The 18,187-nt window shown below is 64.2% G+C and carries 16 protein-coding genes; 9 read left to right on the forward strand and 7 right to left on the reverse strand.

Annotation, left to right across the window (positions count from 1 at the left end):
• Positions 1-268 precede the first annotated feature (268 nt).
• The 3 genes from J2S96_RS19650 to J2S96_RS19660 form a co-directional block, all read right to left on the reverse strand.
• Complete coding sequence (locus tag J2S96_RS19650) at positions 269-3,013, reverse strand: PEP/pyruvate-binding domain-containing protein (protein ID WP_306867436.1); 2,745 nt, start codon at positions 3,011-3,013, stop codon at positions 269-271.
• Between the two features lie 99 nt (positions 3,014-3,112).
• Entirely contained in the window at positions 3,113-3,793 is a 681-nt protein-coding gene (locus J2S96_RS19655) for a PAS and ANTAR domain-containing protein (protein ID WP_306867439.1), read from the reverse strand.
• A gap of 162 nt (positions 3,794-3,955) precedes the next feature.
• The gene (locus J2S96_RS19660; protein ID WP_306867442.1) at positions 3,956-4,918 is read right to left on the reverse strand and encodes a cupredoxin domain-containing protein; all 963 of its coding nucleotides are present in this window, start codon (positions 4,916-4,918) and stop codon (positions 3,956-3,958) included.
• A 419-nt stretch (positions 4,919-5,337) separates the two neighbouring features.
• Between J2S96_RS19660 and J2S96_RS19665 the strand changes: the two genes are divergently transcribed.
• The 6 genes from J2S96_RS19665 to J2S96_RS19690 all read left to right on the forward strand — a co-directional run bounded on the left by J2S96_RS19665 (position 5,338) and on the right by J2S96_RS19690 (position 12,783).
• Entirely contained in the window at positions 5,338-6,381 is a 1,044-nt protein-coding gene (locus J2S96_RS19665; RefSeq protein WP_306867445.1) for an LCP family protein, read from the forward strand.
• 168 nt (positions 6,382-6,549) lie between these two features.
• The gene (locus J2S96_RS19670; protein ID WP_306867448.1) at positions 6,550-7,170 is read left to right on the forward strand and encodes a TasA family protein; all 621 of its coding nucleotides are present in this window, start codon (positions 6,550-6,552) and stop codon (positions 7,168-7,170) included.
• Positions 7,171-7,260: 90 nt separating this feature from the next.
• The gene (locus J2S96_RS19675; RefSeq protein ID WP_306867450.1) at positions 7,261-8,292 is read left to right on the forward strand and encodes a signal peptidase I; all 1,032 of its coding nucleotides are present in this window, start codon (positions 7,261-7,263) and stop codon (positions 8,290-8,292) included.
• A 97-nt stretch (positions 8,293-8,389) separates the two neighbouring features.
• Positions 8,390-8,830, forward strand: a complete 441-nt coding sequence (locus J2S96_RS19680) for a hypothetical protein (protein ID WP_306867453.1) — start codon at positions 8,390-8,392, stop codon at positions 8,828-8,830.
• Positions 8,831-8,893: 63 nt separating this feature from the next.
• Positions 8,894-11,089, forward strand: a complete 2,196-nt coding sequence (locus J2S96_RS19685; protein WP_306867456.1) for a S9 family peptidase — start codon at positions 8,894-8,896, stop codon at positions 11,087-11,089.
• A gap of 65 nt (positions 11,090-11,154) precedes the next feature.
• Entirely contained in the window at positions 11,155-12,783 is a 1,629-nt protein-coding gene (locus tag J2S96_RS19690) for an ATP-binding response regulator (protein WP_306867459.1), read from the forward strand.
• 67 nt (positions 12,784-12,850) lie between these two features.
• On the opposite strand, the gene J2S96_RS19695 is transcribed toward J2S96_RS19690, so the two are convergent.
• From J2S96_RS19695 to J2S96_RS19705, 3 genes are all read right to left on the reverse strand, one after another.
• Positions 12,851-13,018, reverse strand: coding sequence for a hypothetical protein (locus J2S96_RS19695; protein ID WP_306867461.1), 168 nt, complete (start codon positions 13,016-13,018; stop codon positions 12,851-12,853).
• Between the two features lie 82 nt (positions 13,019-13,100).
• Positions 13,101-13,916: a response regulator transcription factor gene (locus J2S96_RS19700; RefSeq protein ID WP_306867465.1), complete on the reverse strand. Its 816-nt coding sequence runs from the start codon at positions 13,914-13,916 to the stop codon at positions 13,101-13,103.
• 172 nt (positions 13,917-14,088) lie between these two features.
• Positions 14,089-14,643, reverse strand: a complete 555-nt coding sequence (locus J2S96_RS19705; protein ID WP_306867466.1) for a GNAT family N-acetyltransferase — start codon at positions 14,641-14,643, stop codon at positions 14,089-14,091.
• Between the two features lie 181 nt (positions 14,644-14,824).
• Here J2S96_RS19705 and J2S96_RS19710 point away from each other — a divergent pair, with 181 nt between their 5' ends.
• The 3 genes from J2S96_RS19710 to J2S96_RS19720 are packed head-to-tail and all read left to right on the forward strand — an operon-like array spanning position 14,825 to position 17,323.
• Positions 14,825-15,307 carry a hotdog fold thioesterase gene (locus J2S96_RS19710; RefSeq protein ID WP_306867469.1) on the forward strand — a complete coding sequence of 161 codons (483 nt, stop codon included), beginning with the start codon at positions 14,825-14,827 and terminating at the stop codon, positions 15,305-15,307.
• 7 nt (positions 15,308-15,314) lie between these two features.
• Entirely contained in the window at positions 15,315-16,667 is a 1,353-nt protein-coding gene (gene paaK / locus J2S96_RS19715; RefSeq protein ID WP_306867471.1) for a phenylacetate--CoA ligase PaaK, read from the forward strand.
• 53 nt (positions 16,668-16,720) lie between these two features.
• Positions 16,721-17,323 (forward strand): TetR/AcrR family transcriptional regulator, encoded by a 603-nt coding sequence (locus J2S96_RS19720; protein WP_306867474.1) that lies wholly within the window; start codon positions 16,721-16,723, stop codon positions 17,321-17,323.
• Between the two features lie 183 nt (positions 17,324-17,506).
• On the opposite strand, the gene J2S96_RS19725 is transcribed toward J2S96_RS19720, so the two are convergent.
• Complete coding sequence (locus J2S96_RS19725; protein ID WP_306867477.1) at positions 17,507-17,914, reverse strand: VOC family protein; 408 nt, start codon at positions 17,912-17,914, stop codon at positions 17,507-17,509.
• Positions 17,915-18,187: the final 273 nt, after the last annotated feature.

Raw genomic sequence — 18,187 nt, forward strand, 5'->3', positions numbered from 1 at the left:
ACCCTCGGCTGGAAAACACCCGCGCAAGCCCTCGAACAAATACTGGAAGAATCAGCAGCATAAAGGACGCGTTGCAACCACCACTTGAATCCGCCGGGCGAAAACACACCAAAGGTGACCCGGCGTCCGGCGAAAACACACCAAAGGTGACCGAGCGTCCGGCGAAAACACACCAAAGGTGACCGGGCGTCGGAGGGAAACCCACCAAAGATGACCGGGCGTCCGGCGAAAACACACCAAAGGTGACCGGGCGTCGGGGGTGGGGAGGCTAGACGGGTGGGCGCTCGGTGGTCACCGTGCCGGCGTCGCCGTCGACCGTGATTTGTTGGCCGCTCGTGAGCCGCTGCGTGGCGACCCCGGTACCGAGCACGGCGGGAATGCCGTATTCCCGCGCCACAATGGAGCTGTGGCTCAACGGGCCGCCGACGTCGGTGACCACGGCCGAAGCCATCGCGAACAGCGAAGTCCACGCCGGAGTGGTGATCCGGGCAACCAGGACCTCGCCGGGCGCCATCCGGCCGAAATCCTGCGGCCCAGTCAGGACGCGGGCCGGGGCACTGACGCGGCCCGCGCTGGCGCCAATGCCCTTGATGACGTCACCGTGTTGGTCCTGGGCACCCGCCGGCATCATCGATTCGAAGGCGCGCTTCATCCACCGCGTCTCCGGCAGCAGTTGAGGGGCAGCGGCCTTGGCCTGGCCCCGCCACAGCGTCTTGCGCTCCTCGACGACGTCGGCGCGGACGGGGCGCTCCGTTCCGGTAATTGCCACTGCCGCCGGGACGCCCGCCTCAGCGAGGCCGAACTCGACGGCGCTTTGCAGCTCCTGACTGCGCAGCCAGAACACGTCGGCGGGACCCGCGATGACACCCGTGCGGACCAACCGCTGACCCAGTTCGAGCAGCATCCGCCGGATCAGCGGCCAAGCGAGCCCGACGTCGGCGAGGGCGTCCTCGCGGAGCGGTGCGGTTTTCTGCGCCCACCGGAGCAAACGAAGGAACGGGGCACGGCGCGTCCGTCCGAGCCGGGTCCGCCCAAGACGGGTGAGCATCCGTTCTGTTTGGTCCTCCCGTCGGGAGGCGGAGAGGCGCTGGCGCTCATGCGGGTCGCTGCCTCGTCCGCGCAGATAGAACTTCACCGTGTCCAGCAGCGCCGAAGGATCGTCCGCCGGCACGGGGCTGAGGAAGTCCAAGTTGTAGACGGCATGGCCGAACCTATCGAGATGGGCTTGGAAACGCGGATGCCACTGCTGCCAAAGTGCCGGGTCCATACCGGTGGGTGGGAGCCAGCTGCTCTGCGACTCGGCCAGCGCAGCCGTCGCTTGGTTGAGGATCGCCGGGGCCAGTCCCTCGACTTCACGGGCCCAGGCCGCGAGGTCGTACAACGACTTCTCCGCCCGGATCGGTTCGCTATCGTAGCCGAGGAGGAATGTTTCTGCCGGAGGATCTCCCTGGCGCCGGACGAGTTTGTCGTAGTACGCGCGGAAGGAAATTTCGCTCGCAGCGGCGATCGGAATAACTGACTCCACAGCCGTGTAGTAAACGGTTCCGGCGTCCAGCAACGTCCGGACACCCTCAAGCAGTTCCGCTCCCGAAAGCTCCCCGACGGTCTTTGCCGACCAGCCCTTGATCACCTCCCGGTAGCGGGGATGCGAGAATTCCCGCCATCCAGCCACGCCCATGTGCGCCTTGCCGCGTGCCAGGGCGACCATGGCCGCGGGCGACTTGCCCATCACTCGCCACATTGCCGAGGTGCGGTAGTAGTAATAGGCGTATCCGTTGACGGTGGGCAGTCCGACGTCGCCATCCCTGACGACCTCACTCCCGACGGCTTCGTTCAGTAGCGCCTTGAGCGACCGCGTCACCGAACCGTCAATCAGATCGGCGAACAGCGGAGAGAGGGGATCCGGCAACTGCTCCACGATGCTCGCCCGGAAGTACATCCCCTTCGGATAGGGCAACGGCCACGTGTCCGGGGTGTCAGCCGCGGGTTCAGGCAGAGCCGTGATGGGCCGGGATTGCAACATGAAGAAATTGCCATCGGCCCGTGCCCACTCGACGTCCTGCGGTACTCCGAAATAGGCCGCAATCCGTGTTCCCAGGCGGCCCAGTTCGGCAGCCGCGCCGTCGTCGAGCACGGCTTGCTTCCGAAGTGCCGCCGGCACCGGCTGCTCCCGTGTTCCCCCGCCCTCCGGGACGCCGCCCTCCGGGACGCCGTCCCCTGAGCGGTCCGCGTAGACGGTCATGACTTCTTTGTCGGCCGTCCGGCGCGAGAGCACTCGGCCGGTGCCCGCTTCGACAACCAGGTCATCCGTGGTGACTGTTCCACTGACCACGGACTCCCCTAGGCCCCACGAGGCGCTGATGACGATCTGGTCCCGCCGGCCGTTGGCCGGATTGGCGGTGAACATGACCCCGGCCGCCTCGGCCTCGACCATCCGCTGGACCACCACCGCGAGGCTGACATCGCCCGGTGCGATGCCCTCCCGCGCCCGGTAGGCCATGGCCCTCGCTGTCCACAGGGAAGACCAGCAATCAATGACTGCCACATCGAGTGCTTCCGCCCCGCGGATGTTGAGATAGGTTTCCTGTTGCCCGGCGAAGCTGGCCGCGGCGAGGTCTTCAGCCGTGGCGGACGAGCGCACCGCAACCGGCGCGTCGCCGCCGTCGTCAGCGCCGTCGCCGCCGTCCTCGTGAGCGCTGAGGCTTTCGTAGGCGGCGGCGAGCTCATAGGCGATGGCCGCAGGCATGGTGCCGCCGGTGAAAAGTGCCCGGATCGCAGCCGAGGCGTCCTCGTAAGCCTGCGGAGCCGCCTCCGCTGGCAGCGCCGCCAGTTCCTGGATGCGGTCTTGAATCCCGTTGGCGTCCACGAATGCTTTATAGGCTGCGGTGGTCAGCACGAACCCTGGCGGGACCGGCAGCCCGCCGCGAACAAGGTTGCCCAGCCCGACGCCCTTGCCACCGGCCACGGCGACGTCGCCAGCCTGTACATCGGCGAAGTTGTAGATGTAGGTCATGACCGTCGCTCCTTGTCGCGGAGACGCCCTCATCGAGCCTGATTCACAACATACTGCCACGCCGTCGAGCGAGAGGCGATGGCTGGGCCGGCCGGCTTCTTACTGCTGGTCCAAGGCGCGTTTTACCGCCGCCTGGTCGCAAGCATGGAGGACGCGAATGAATTCGTCCATGGCTTCCGGACCCTCATCGGCGTCAGCCACGCGAACAAGATGGGAGGCTAGGACTGCGACTTTGACGTTCGTCATGCTGCTGCAAGTCACGAGCAGTTTGAAGGCGGCCTCGGAGTTGACGAGCAACCGCCCCATCAGGATCCCGCGCGCCTGATTGATGACGCCCCGCGTAGCGTTGGCGCCTGCTACGGCCTCACGTGCCGCCTGCTCGGTTTCCCGCCGCAGCGTGGAGGTCAGGTCGATCGTCGTCCCCTCCACCGCGGCAGTCCCCGTTGGGCCCGATCGCGCATTCCCCGCCGTCAGCACGCGGCGGACATTGCCCCGCGCGTCTATGATGCGGTGGTAAATACAGAAGTGTCCACCGTCGCGGAGCACCTGGGTTAGGATCTCCATGGCACGGGGCCTGTCATCCGGGTGCTTGTGTGACATCAGCAGTTCAAGCGTGGGCACTACTTCGCCACGATCGTAGCCGTGAAGGTTGAAGAGCCCGTCCGACCAGTCGGCTTTGCCTGAGAGCGGGTCAAGGAGAAAGGTTCCGGCCAAAAAGCCGGGGGAGCCCAGTGCACTGGAATACGTGTGGGGGCTGTCCAACATGGCGCAAAAACTCATTTCCTAAGCGTGCTTATCATTCAGCCTAAGCGTACAGAATTCAGCGCGCGCGTGTCGCGGCCCCGCTATCAGTCCCCTCCGGGATCCGGCACTTGTTTCCCTGCCGTGCGCTTGCAGCGCCGGGCAGGGAAACAAGCCCCTGTATGCGTTTGAATCAGCGGTTCAGTCCTCGACCACCACCGTGCCGATCATTCCCATGTAGTCATGCAATGCACAGATGTAGTCATATTCCCCGGCCTTCTTGAATGTCACGGTGAACTTGGATCCCGGAACCATAAAACCGGAATGAAGCTGTCCGCCCGTGAAGTTCGTTGGATCGCCCAAAGGCGGGTACACATTGGCCGGTTCGGTCCCGAAGGTCACAGTGTGCGGCGCACCCATACCGTTGTTCACGAAAGTCACACTCTCGCCGACGTGGATAACAACCTTTGGCTGGACGAACCTCATGACCATGGCTACGCCGTCGTCGGCCCCTGCAATGACCGTGTGGTTATCGGCCTGGTCGCGAACATCGCTCCAAAGCTGGTAGCCGTCCCGCAGGATTGCCCGTTCAGCACGGTGCGCCCGGCTGTTGTACTGCTCTTGCGAGTACGGATAGTCCGTGCCCTTGTCACGAACGTGGACCCAGCCCACCATCGCCATGCCGTGAACCAGGCAGTAGTAGGTGAAGTCGCCGGTATTCGGGAATGCCAGCGAGTAAGTCTCCACTGAAGGGAAACCACTGTCCGACACGTTCGTCAGCACGCCGGAGTTGTAGTAGGAGTGCCCGTCGTAGGACGTGCCGCCCTGGGCAAACAGTTGCATCGGGTTGGACGGATCGAAGGGTTGAGTAGAGTCGAGCGTCTGGCCCTTGGCCAGGAACGTCACGGTGTGGATCTCAGCCGAGTTCGCTTCCCAAGTGACTGTGTCGCCTGCGTTGATGAAGATGTTCTTCGGCAGGAAGGACATTCCCTGGATGGCCTGGTCCGACGATTCGGAGCCGACCTGGACGGTCCACGTCTTTGCGGATTTACCGCCGTCCGCGGCTGCTGCCCCACTGAGCGCGACCGGCAACACCAGGGCAAGGAGCAAAATCATGAGCGCCCGAAGGCGCGGCAATATAAGGGGTTTTGGATGAGCAGTCATAAGACTCATTCCTTAGGAAAATCTTTGCTGACCGGCTGTTATGAGCCTGGAAATTTTGAGGCGCCGGAGACCATGGCGTCGTTTGACGGTGACTCGGTTTCTTCTAACTTCCCTATGAACTTCAGCTCGCGGCTACCGCGCATCCCCCGCAAATGTCGCAGCGCTGCGACGTCGGACCATTAAGGACCCTCCTTTGCTCGGAAGGATAACGTCCGGTTCCGCGGGCCAAGAGGCCCCCCATTACGGAACCGGAAGGACACGGCGACGCCGGCCCATGTGAAGGCGAGAGATTTACCTCTCATCGTGCCCCTGGAACGTTATTTTGTCGAGATATAAGCACATCATTCGGACGATTTTTGTGGCCGAACTGAGGCTTTCTTCAAGGCGTTTTTAACCCAGGTGAGTGGTAACTTCCGGACATGGACAGACGACGGCGGCTGTGGCTTTCGGCAGGGCTCGCAGTCCTGTTGGCGCTCGTGGTAGTCCTTGCCGCGGTCATCGCCGGATCAAGCAGGACGTCGTCAGGGCCACCGTCCACGAGCGCTTCGGCTGGCGCCACCGGAACCCCCACAAAGTCCCCCGCGAAGTCCTCCGCGCCGGCCGCTGCCGCGCCCGCGCCGCCTGCCATCCCTGAGCTTCCCGCAGCGCCCCTGAACATCCTGGTGATTGGCAGCGACAGCCGCGCAAATGCCAGGGACCAGAACAACCAGACAGTCACCACGGGCCAGTCATCGGACCAACGCTCGGATTGCCTGATGCTGATCCATGTGCCAGCGGACCGGAAAAAGGTCTACGGCATTTCGATCATGCGGGACAACTGGGTGGACATCCCGGGTTACGGAGCGTCCAAAATCAACGCCAGCCTTGAAGTGGGAGGCATCCCCCTCGTGGTCCGGACCGTCGAGACGCTTTTAGGCACACACATAGACCATACGGTCATGCTGGACTTCCAGGGCTTCAAGGTCCTCACGGATGCCCTCGGCGGGATCGACGTCAATGTCACGCTGCCTTTCACCGCGAGTTTTGACACCCACCACGTCTTCGCTGCAGGGGTCAACCATTTGGATGGGGAGGCGGCCTTGGAGTTCGTCCGCGAGCGCTACTCGTTCGTGGACGGGGACTACCAGCGCGTGCGCAACCAACAAACGTTCCTTCGGGCTCTGCTTGGCAAGCTCAGGGGCGGAATACAGACTCCCTCCGCCGTCCTTGGCCTGGTCAACTTCGCCACGAACTACCTGACGGTGGACCAGGGATACGATCCCGCCTCCGTCGCCATCCTGGCCTACGCCCTCCGCACGGTTGATCCTGGCGCGTCCGTCTTCTTCACGCTTCCGACCGCCGGAACGGGCACCTCCCCGGACGGGCAATCCATTGTGGTTCCCGACTACGCCGGGATCGGGCAAGTAGCCGCGGCGCTGCGGGACGGCACCCTGCCGGAGTATGTGGCTGCACACGGTTACTAAGCCGCTTCCGATACTCGCAAATATCTTGAGCCGATATTTAACCAATCTTGAACGGAAGCTTGTGAAATCCTTGCGCCTTCCTAAAAATCCTGCCGGAAAGTAGAGGTCATCGGGCAGCACAGTCCGAGAACCCCCCGGTCTCACGGGCTTCACGAAACGGATAATGTCATGGGTCTCAACCTGAAAACCACCACCGGTAAAGTCATTGCTTCCCTGGCCTTGGTCGGCACTGCTGCCGGCGTGGCAGGACTGGGAACCTACGGTGCCTTCACCTCCAGCACCTCGGCCAGCAACAACGTTGCCTCCGGCATAGTAAACGTCGCCCTGGGCGCATCCGGCACCGCGAACCGGCTCAGCGTCGCCGCTTCCGGCCTGGTCCCCGGCGACACCGTGCAGCGCGTAGCCACCCTGAGCAACGCCGCCGGAAACCAGTCGCTGTCGGCGATCACACTCACCACCGCGGCCGCACCGAGCTCCTTGCTGGACACCAGCACCACCATGGGCCTCCAGGTAGCCGTCGACGCCTGCTCCGTCGCGTGGACCGAGGCCGGCACCGCTCCCGCCTACACCTACACCTGCTCGGGCACCACCACCTCGGTCTTGGCTTCCCGCCCCGTCATCGGCGCCAACCTGACACTGGCCAACTTGACCTCGGTCACGGCCGGACACACCGACAACCTGCGCGTCACCATGACCCTCCCCGCTACCGCGGACAACACCCTCCAGAACCAGAGCAGCACCATCGCGTTCACCTTCACGGGCACCCAGCGCACCGCCACCGCCCAGTAATCCCGCCAGCAACCCCAGCCAGCCCTCCGCCGTCGAGCCCCCCCTGAAATACGACGGCGGAGGGCGTTCCACAGGAACGGAGACCCAGCCATGACCGCATCACTGGTCCGCCGCCGGCGGGTCTCCCAGACGGCGACGGCGGCACCGACACCGACAGCGGCCGCGACACCCGAAAACACCGCTCCGGCGAAGTCCCGTAGTCTCGGGTCCAGGGTTGCCCGTGCCATGGTCAGCGTCATCTCCAGCACGGTCATGGTCGCCGCGGTCGCCGCGTTCCTGTTCCTCGCCGTCGGGCCCCGCGTCCTCGGCTACCAGACCAGCACGATGCTCACCGGCTCGATGTCGCCGCTGATCAACCCGGGAGACGTAGTAGTTACCGTTCCCGTCGCGGTCCGGGACCTCAAGGTCGGGGATATCATCACCTACCACATCCCGGTACAGGACCAGCGTGTCGAGACCCACCGGATCATCGACCTGGTGGTGAATAACCAAGGCACTGCCACGGTTCGTACCAAGGGCGACGCCAACAACGGCGCCGACCCTTGGACTGCAACGTTGGCTGGTGGCCAGGTTGACCGCCAGGTGTTCACCGTTCCCTACCTCGGCAACGCGATCCGCCTTCTCCGGGATCCCGTGGTCCTGAAGGTCCTGATGTATGGCGCTCCGGCCGCCCTGGTGGTCATGGTCCTCGCCTCCATCTGGCGGAAAAAGCCCGAAGACGACGACGCCGCGGACCCTGCCGCAGACCACGGCACCGCTGAACGCCGCCTGCCGGCCTTTGACCGCCGCCCCCTCAAGCGCTTGGCCAGGGAGATGAACAGCAAGGAAGCTGCCGAGAAGTTCGCCGCCGCCTACGCCAGGATGTTGCCCCAGCGGGTGGACAAGATCAGCCAAGCCCTGTACACCGGCAACAGTGACCTCGCGATGGATGCGGTGCTCAGCCTGAAGACCAGCTCCTCGATGGTCGGGGCGCTCCGGATGGAACAGCACTGTGTCCGCCTCGAACATGCCTTGGTCATGACCGATCACACCGCAGCGGCTCGAGCCGGGGAACTCGTACGCCAGCACCAGCCGCAGCTGGAAAAAGCCCTGGGCGGTCACACCACCCGGCGCGCAGGATGAAATTCCCTTCAAAGAACCGAACCGGGTCCCCTGCCCTTACCGCTAAAAGCCGGTAAGAATGGAATGGACCATCGGGCCTGACAGAAAGCCGCTGACCTTGCGTAGAACCCGGAGCACCGCCGACGTCGCGAAGACGCCTGCGTCCGGGCGGGTCGCCGCAATCCTGGCGGCGGCTGCGATCCTGGTATTCGCTCCAGGTATCGCCCAAGCCGCGTTCAACGGATCGGACAACGCGCAAATGAACGTCGGGACACTGAACCTTCCCGCACCGACCGGCGCGTCCGTCACAGCCACTTGCACCTCGCCGGGGCCCGTACTCCTCATCACAGTGACCAGCTACGGCAATGTCCCGCGAGCCACATCATACGAGTTCACGGTGCTGGACCCCAACGGTACTGCCGTGCCCGCGGCCGCCGGGACGTATACCACCAGTCCTGCCGCGAAGGGCAAATGGACCTACCAGATCCGCGGGCTGTACACGGTTTCCTCCACCAACGTCTGGAAGGGGCAACCGTTCCAGGGCACTGTGCGGTGCTGACTCGTCGGCGGCTCTGAGCGAAATCGCTGGTCGCCTCTCAGTGGCCCTCTATAGAGTTGCCCCATGAGCCAGCCTGCCACGCCCCCCGTTCCCCCCGTTGCCAAAAAGGTGCCGCACACCCGCGAGCACCACGGCGACGTTTTCGTGGACAACTACGAATGGCTGCGGGACAAGGAATCCCCAGAGGTCATCGAGCACTTGAAGGCTGAAAATGCCTACCAGGAAGCCGTCACTGCGCACCAGGAGCCGCTGCGCGAGGCGATCTTCCAGGAAATCAAGGGACGCACCCTGGAGACCGACCTCTCGGTCCCCAGCCGCAAGGACGGCTGGTGGTACTACACCCGGTCCGTCGAGGGCAAGGAGTACGGGATCCAGTGCCGCGTCCGTGCCGCGGACACCGGCAACCCCGTGGCGGACTGGACGCCGCCGGCGGTGGAACCGGGCGTCGAACTCCAAGGTGAAGAGGTCCTGCTGGACGGCAACGCCGAGGCGGAAGGCAAACCGTTCTTCTCCGTTGGCGGCACCGCCGTGACGATTGATGGAAACCTTTACGCCTACGCCGTGGACAACTCCGGGGAGGAACGCTTCACGCTCCGGATCAAGGATCTGCGGACGGGCGAACTGCTGCCCGACGTCGTCGAGAACATCTTCTATGGCGTGGCCTTCTCCCCCGACGGCACCCGGATCTTCTACACCGTGGTGGACGAGTCCTGGCGGCCGTACCAAGTGAAGTCGCACGTCCTGGGCACGCCCGTCAGCGAGGACGAGGTGATCTACCAAGAGGACGACGTCGCCATGTGGCTCGGATTCGAGCTCTCCTCCGACCGCAGGTACCTCGTGCTGAGCATCGGCTGCTCGGAATTCAGCGAAACGCGCCTGCTGCGCTTTGACGACTTCGACGCCGGGCTGTCCACCGTGATTTCCCGCGACGAACACATCCTCTACGAGGCCGAACCGTTCCTCCTCGATGGCGCCGAAACCATTCTCCTGACCCACAACAAGGACGCCATCAACTCGATGGTCTCCATCGCGGACCCGGCCGAGTTCGCCAAGCCGCTGGCCGAGCAGGACTGGCGCACCGTCGTCGAGCATTCCGACGCCGTTCGCGTCAACGGCGCGGGGGTCACCTCGACGCATCTGGTGGTGTCGGTACGGCAGGACACGATCGAACGCGTGCAGGTGCTGCCGCTCGCCGGGCTGGGAACAGCCGCGCAAGGCGCCCCGGTGGAGCCCGCCTTCGATGAAGAGCTGTACACGGCCGGCGTGGGCGGAACCGATTATGAAGCGCCGGTGATCCGCATCGGCTACACGTCCTACTTCACGCCCTCGCGGGTGTACGACTTCTTACTGCCCACCGCCGTGCTGCCTCAAGGCGAACTGCTGCTGCGGAAGGAAAGCCCGGTGCTGGGCGGCTACTCCGCGTCCGATTACGTGGCTACCCGGGAATGGGCGACGGCGGCGGACGGCACACGCGTGCCGCTGTCCGTGCTGCGGCACGCGTCCGTTGTCCAAGACTCGAGCGCTGCCGGCCTGGTCTACGGCTATGGCTCCTACGAGCTCAGCATGGATCCCGGCTTCGGCGTGGCCAGGCTGTCCCTCCTCGATCGCGGAATCGTCATGGTGATCGCCCACGTCCGCGGCGGCGGCGAACTCGGCCGGCGCTGGTACGACGATGGCAAGAAGCTCAATAAGAAGAACACCTTCACGGACTTCATCGCCGCAACGGACTGGCTTGCGCAGTCCGGCTGGGTGGCACCGGGACGGATCGCCGCCATGGGTGGTTCCGCGGGCGGCCTGCTGATGGGCGCCGTGGCCAACCTTGCGCCGGAAAAGTACGCCGCAATCGTGGCTGCCGTGCCCTTCGTGGACGCGCTCAACACCATCCTGGACCCCGAGCTGCCGCTCTCCGCTCTCGAATGGGAGGAATGGGGCAACCCCATCACCGATCCTGAAGTGTACGAGTACATGAAGTCATACACCCCCTACGAGAACATCCGCGCCGTCGCCTACCCGCGGATCGCAGCTGTCACATCCTTCAACGACACGCGCGTGCTCTACGTCGAACCCGCCAAATGGGTGCAGGTACTGCGCTCCGAAACCACCGGCACGGCTCCTATCGTCATGAAGATCGAGATGGACGGCGGACACGGCGGAGCCTCAGGACGGTACGTGCAGTGGCGCGAGCGCGCTTGGGACTACGCCTTCGTCGCGGACTCGCTTGGCGCCGTCGAACTGCTGCCTGGAGCAGGGATAAAGTAACGTACTCGATAGTAGGCTCTCCCCTGGGGGCCGAACCGAACAGTAGGAGCCTTGTGGAGAGTTCCGTGACCAACGCGCCGCTGCCAAACCGCGCTTTGGTGGCCGACCCGGACCCGATGCGCCACGCTGAGACGGTTGCGGCCCTCGCCGCGGCTGGGTTCCAGGTACGTTCAGCGCACGACGCCGAGTCGCTTGCGGCCGCGCTGGAAAGCGAACCGAGCGACGTCCTGCTGGTAGACAACGTCCTCCGCGGATTCCTTCCCCGGAATGACGCCCCGGTCTTGCTCTTGTTGGATCCCCAGGACGAGCTGGATATTGCCGCACTGGAAGGCTGGACCGTTGCGGACTTTACCTACCGGGGCCAGCCTCCCGCGTTCAGGGCGCACCGGGCCCTTGTGCTGATAGCCCGTGCCGCCGAACGCACGCGCCGCCGTTCGGAAGCCGAGTCCCTGCGCGAGAGCCTTCGGAAGGTGTCTGCGGCGATCCGGTCCACCATTGATCCAAACCGGATTGCCCGGCATCTGGTGGACGGAATCGGCGAGGCCCTGGGGGCGGAACACGTTTGGTTCACAACGTTCCCGGACGCACGCGTGCCGCAGGTGAGCGCCGAATGGAACGCTCCGGGACTGGCGCCCGGAGTCCTGCCAGCCGAACTCACCGACGATGTCACCATGTTCGAGCTGGCGGAGCGATTGTGGGCAGAGGCTGAAGTGCAACCGCTGCCGAGACGGGCTGCCGAGGACGGGCCCGGTGGTGCCGGTGCGCACGGTGGTGCGGGTGCGCCGTCGGCCTCTGTTGTGGTGCCGGTAGGCGAAGGGGATCTCGTTCTGGGGGTCATCTGGATCGCCCGCCCTGACACTGCGCAGGAGTGGACCCGAGCCGAAATAGGCCTGATTCAGCACGTCTCGGGGAACTTGGCGTATGGCCTGATGCAGAGCCACCTGATCGGCGCGCAGCAGCAGGTCATGGTCAAGCTCCAGGAACTCGACCAGGCCAAGACGGATTTCCTCACCACCGTGAACCATGAGCTCCGGACCCCCCTGACGTCCATCACGGCATATCTCGACATGATCCGCAGCGGTGCCGGCGGGCCCCTCCCCGCGGGTGTCGGGAGGATGGTTGACGTCATTTCACGCAATGCCGAGCGACTCCGACGGCTGATCGAAGACATGCTCACCGTCTCGCACCAAGACACGTCCGGCGACCTCCAATTGAGCCGCGTGAATCTGGGCGCCCTCCTCAGGCTTGTTGTCTCGACGCTGCAACCCCTCGCCGACTCCCGTTCCTTGTCCCTCACGGTGACGCACGCGCCGGGAACAGTGACAGTCCAGGCCGACGAGGCCAAGCTCGAGCAAGTCTTCGCCAACATCATCAGTAACGCGATCAAGTTCACGCCCGCCGGCGGCCACGTGGCGGTCAGCAGCGAGATCAGCTCGGACCACGGCGCTGTTCCCAGCGTGGTGGTGCGCGTGGAGGACACCGGCGTCGGGATCCCTGAAACGGAAATCGACCAGGTGTTCACACGGTTCTTTCGCGCTTCAAACGCCTCCACCGCGGCCATTCCCGGGAGCGGGCTTGGCCTGGCGATAGCCCACGACATTGTGGAACGCCATTCCGGCCGGTTGGATGTCGAGTCCGCCTTGGGCGTGGGAACCACGGTGTCAGTCCGGCTCCCACTGGATCCGGAGAGTTAAAAACACCGCCCCGGGCGATGGCCCGGAGCGGTGCATGGAACTTTCCTTGCCCGTCTACCCAAGCAAGTTAGTTGGGCCACCAACCGGTCTGGGCAGAGTTCACAACAGGGACAGTGGTAACCGTAGTTACTGTGGTGCCCGTGGTGTCGTGCTTCGGGGCGGCATTGGCAGGAGTGACAAATCCGCTAATTGCGAGCAGACCCGTCATGAGAAGAGTTGCGGCGAATTTTTTCATGCAGTGCTCCTTTGAGCCGTAAAAATCCGAAGTTGACTTTCCCAGCGTAAAGAGCCTCGTTAAAGGTTCGCTTAAGATTCGATTAGTTTTCCGAAGACTTTGCTGCGAGGCGGTATCCCACGCCACGCACGGTTTCCACCCACCGCGGCGATTGCGCCGAATCGCCGAGCTTCCGCCGCAGGTTGGCGATGTGTACCTGGATCGCGCGTTCTTCGGATTCGCTGACGTAGCCCCCGGTTTCGTACTCCCGGGCGTGGAGCCAGCGGGCAAGCCCCGTGGTGCTTCGGACAACCCGTCCGGCCTCCATGAGGGCCTGAAGAAGGTCGAACTCAGTGCGGGTCAATTGCACCTCTTCGGTACCCACCCGGGTTGTGCGCGTGGCCACATCCAGGTAGAGGCCGTTGTGTTCCAGCCCCGACGGCTCGGCCGCTTGACCGCTTGCCTTGACCGGGGAAGCGGTTGGCGCATTCAGCGACAAGGCCCCGCCCGCCGGCGGCAGCTCCGCCGTCGTGGTCCCTCCGGAACCGTTCAAAAGCGTGCTGCCGCGCGGCCGCCGGAGGAGTGTCTCAACCCGGGCCAGGAGTTCGCGCGGGCGGAAGGGCTTGGTGACAAAGTCGTCAGCGCCGACGGCCAGCCCTTGCAGTGTGTCCACCTCGCGCGCGCGGGCGGTGAGCATGACGATGTAAGCATCGCTGAATTCGCGGACGCGTCGGGTGACCTCGATCCCGTCGATGTCCGGAAGTCCGAGGTCCAAGGTGATGACGTCCGGGTTGTGAAGGCGGACCGCATCCACGCCGTCGACGCCGTTTCCGGCAGCGTAAACCTCCAGGCCGGATGCCTCGAGGACGGCATGGACCACCTCACGAATGTCGTCGTCATCCTCTATTACTACAGCCACGCCCGATGCGCCCACGTCAAGACCCCATCTCTTATGCTCAGCCCACCTTAACACTGGCAGCGCCTGCTATCCTCCCCCTTTCAGCGTAAATCCGTTTCCCCTGCGCTTCCCGTTGCGCCGGCGGTCGCGCGGCGGCGGCCCTGCGGGGGTCGCTGCGGCGGCCGCGCGGGGGCTATTTCCGGGCACGCCACTCTGAGTCGAGCATGGCGTAGGTGACTTGGGTGGACCATTGGCCCTTGTAGTGCCAGTTGTCCACGAGCACGGCTTCGCGGCGCATCCCCAGCCGCTCGCACAAGCCCGACGACGAGGTGTTCAGTGCATCCAACTTGGCGTCGATCCGGTGGAACATGAGGGTCTCAAAACCCAGCCGGAGCACCGCCTCGGCAGCCTCGGCCGCGTAGCCCTGGCCGCGGCCTTCCGGAGCCAGGATCCAGCCAATTTCGGCCTGCCCGGTTCCCGGAAGCCACTTGAGCACCACTTCCCCAAGCAACCCCGGCGAGTCCGCGCGCTCGATGGCAAGGCACACCCAATCGCCCTCCTGCTCGAAGGTGAAGTTGGCGTATCGGCCCAGCGCTTCCATGGACTGTGTGAGGGTCAACGCTTGCCGGAGCAGGAACCGCGCCGTCCCCGGCAATGACTGGTAAGCGTGGAATCGCTCCAGGTCGGTGGCCTCGAACCTGCGCAGTACAAGCCTCGGAGTCCGAATGGGAAGTTCGATAAGCGGCATGCCTCGAGGCTACTACGCCTTCCTGTCCCAATCGATTGCTCCGTAAGCGTCGTTTTGACGCCCCAAAACGACACTTACGGAGCAATGGATGGAGGCGCCGAACCCGGTCACCCCTTGACAGTTCAATCAATCTGGGATTACCTAATGAACATTCGGTAAATAAAGCTGGAGGCAATGACGCATGGTTGAGACCACCCTGTCTGGCGCAGCGCAGCACCAGATCCTCAAGAACGACTACGCCTCCGAGTGGATGGGCCTGGAGGTCCTCAAAGTCGACGATGGCCACGCCACCGTCCGCATGAAGCTTCGGCAGGAAATGCTCAACGGCTTCGGCATGGCCCACGGCGGAATGATCTTCGCCTTCGCTGATTCGGCGTTCGCACTCGCGTGCAATCCGGCCAACCCCTCGCCGTCGGAAGCTGACACCATAACTGTCGCAGCCGGCGTCGACATCAACTTCCTCAAGCCGGCCTATCAAGGCCAGGTGATCACCGCCGTCGCGAACCGCCGCGCCAACAACGGCCGCAGCGGCCTGTACGACATCCAAATCTTCGCCGCCGACGCTAGCGAACCTGCCGCCGTCGGGTCACCCGAGGAACCGGGCAGCTACGGCGAGCTCATCGCCGAGTTCCGTGGCCGCAGCCGCACCATCTCCAAGAAGTAGGAAGACCATGACCCAGAACACCGTCGCCGCTCCCGACGCACCGCTTAACACCGCACAGCTGGATCGCGAAGAAACCATCTCCCGCGACGAGCTCGAGGCCCTGCAGCTCAGCCGGCTCCAGCACACCGTGGCCTACGCCTACGATCGCGTGCCGCTGTACAAACGCAAGTTCGACGACGCCGGCGTCCACCCCACCGACCTCCGCGAACTGTCCGATCTCGGCAAGTTCCCGTACACCACCAAAGAAGACCTGCGCCAGGAATACCCCTTCGGCATGTTCGCCGTGCCTCAGAGCGAGGTAGCCCGCATCCACGCAAGCTCGGGCACCACGGGCCGGCCGACCGTCGTCGGGTACACCAAGAACGACCTCGCCAACTGGGCCACCCTCGTGGCCCGCTCATTCCGAGCTTCCGGGGTCCGTCCGGGCATGAAGGTCCACAACGCTTACGGTTACGGCCTCTTCACCGGCGGGCTGGGTGCGCATGCCGGCGCCGAAGCCCTCGGGTGCACCGTCATCCCGATGTCGGGCGGCCAGACCGAACGCCAGATCCAACTGATCCAGGACTTCAAGCCGGACGCGATCCTCGCAACGCCGACCTACCTTTTGACCATCGCAGATGCCATGGCCCACATGGGCGTGGATCCGGCGTCGACCTCGCTCAAGTACGCCGTGCTGGGTGCCGAGCCGTGGACCGAGGAAATGCGGCATGAACTCGAAACCACCATGAACATCAAAGCCTGCGACATCTACGGGCTTTCCGAGGTCATGGGTCCGGGTGTCGCCGGCGAGGCAGTGGAGACCCAGGACGGCTGCCACATCTGGGAAGACCACTTCCGGCCGGAAATCATCGATGCGTTCAACCCCGTGGTGGGAACCGACGCGGTACTGCCCGACGGCGAACCCGGCGAGCTGGTCTTCACCTCGCTCACCAAGGAAGCCCTCCCGATCATCCGCTACCGCACCAAGGACCTCACCCGCCTGCTGCCGGGCACTGCCCGTCCAGCGCACCGACGCATGGGCCGCATCACGGGCCGCAGCGACGACATGATCATCCTGCGCGGTGTGAACCTCTTCCCGTCGCAGATCGAGGAAATCGCCCTGCGCATCCCCGAGCTCAGCCCGCACTTCCAGCTCGAACTCACCCGCCCAGAGGGCAAGCGGATGGATTCGCTGACGGTTCGCATCGAACGGCGGGATGCCGTATCGGTCGAGCAGAGCGCGACGGCGGCACGCACCTTGCAGGAGCAGATCAAGATCCATGTGGGTTCTTCGTGCACGGTGGATGTCGTGGAGCCCGGATCGCTTGAGCGTTCCAACGGGAAGCTGCGCCGCGTGTACGACCTGCGACCAAAGAGGTAACGTGGCCGGTCGGGTGCACGGTTCAACCGAACGTTCATGAGAAAATGGCCAGCATGCCTAGCGAAACAGTAACCAAGCGGGGACGCCCCGGATACGACCAGCAATCCGTGCTGCTCATCGCCGTCGACGTCTTCAACCGCCACGGTTACGACGCCACATCCATGGGCATTCTGGCCGAGAACCTCGGGATCTCAAAGTCGGCCATCTACCACCATGTGCCGTCCAAGGGCGACCTCCTGAAGCTTGCCCTTGAGCACGCACTTGGCGGACTCGAGGCCATCCTGGAACAGCCCGAGGCTTTGTCCGGACCTGCCGATTCCCGGCTTGAGTACGTGCTGCGGCAGACCATTGCGGTGCTGGTGGACCGGCTGCCGTTTGTCACGCTGCTCCTGCGTTTGCGCGGGAACACGGAGATCGAGCGCGACGCCTTGGAACGCCGTCGCGCCTTCGACCACAAGGTGGCCGCGCTGATTTCGGCCGCCCGCGAAGAAGGCACGCTGCGCCAGGACATCGACCCCCGCACCGTGACCCGGCTCCTGTTCGGGACCATCAACTCGATCGTGGAGTGGTACAAGCCGGGCGGCTCACTCTCGCCCGAGCGCCTCGCCGACGACGTCATCACCATGGCGTTCGACGGCCTCCACGCCTCGGCGTAGGACGCCGCGCCGCCCCTGTCCTTCCGCCTCCCCCGACGCCCGGCCACATCCCGCGGCGCCTCCCCGACGCCCGGTCACATCCCGCGGCAAATCCCCCAACCCTCGGCCACATCCCGCGGCAAATGACGGAACGCCTCCTCACTTGAAGTGAGGAGGCGTTCTGCTTGATTTCGGGAATGGGTTTCAGAGCTGGTACTCGGCCTGGACCCCCAAGCTTTCATGAACGCACAGAATGTTTTTCTCCGTATCCATGAACCAGGCGCACCGATCGGCGTCCGTCGTGCAAATGTGGTGTTCGGTCTTGAGGTCCGGGAGGTCGTAGTCCCGGAATTCGACGCCGTTTGCCTCCATCTCCTCGACGGTCCGTTCGATGTCACTGACGTCGAAGGAAAGGGCAGTGTGCGTTGAGTGCATGCCGTCCTTGACAGGCATCAACTGCAGCAAGGTGCCGCCGTCAACGCCAAACAGATCGTTTCCATCCCATGTCATGCCGCGATGCGGCAGGCCGAGTTTTTCCGCATAAAAACTGCGGGCCCGGTCAATGTCATCGACGGGCAGGACTGTTGTGGCTTTTCTGAGTGCTAGGTTCATTTCGCCACCTCCTACGCAAAAAATCTTACGCCGGGAGGGCTCGGAAAGAACTTGTGGACGGGCGTCCGAAGGAAACCCGCCATACCTGACCGAGCGTCCGGAAAAACCCGACACACCTGACCGGGCGTCCGAAGGAAACCCGCCATACCTGACCGGGCGTCCGAAGGAAACCCGCCATACCTGACCGGGCGTCCGAAGGAAACCCGCCACACCTGACCGGGCGTCCGAAGGAAACCCGCCACACCTGACCGGGCGTCCGAAGGAAACCCGCCA

It is taken from the genome of Arthrobacter bambusae (assembly GCF_030812595.1).
Taxonomy (GTDB): Bacteria; Actinomycetota; Actinomycetes; order Actinomycetales; family Micrococcaceae; genus Arthrobacter; species Arthrobacter bambusae_B.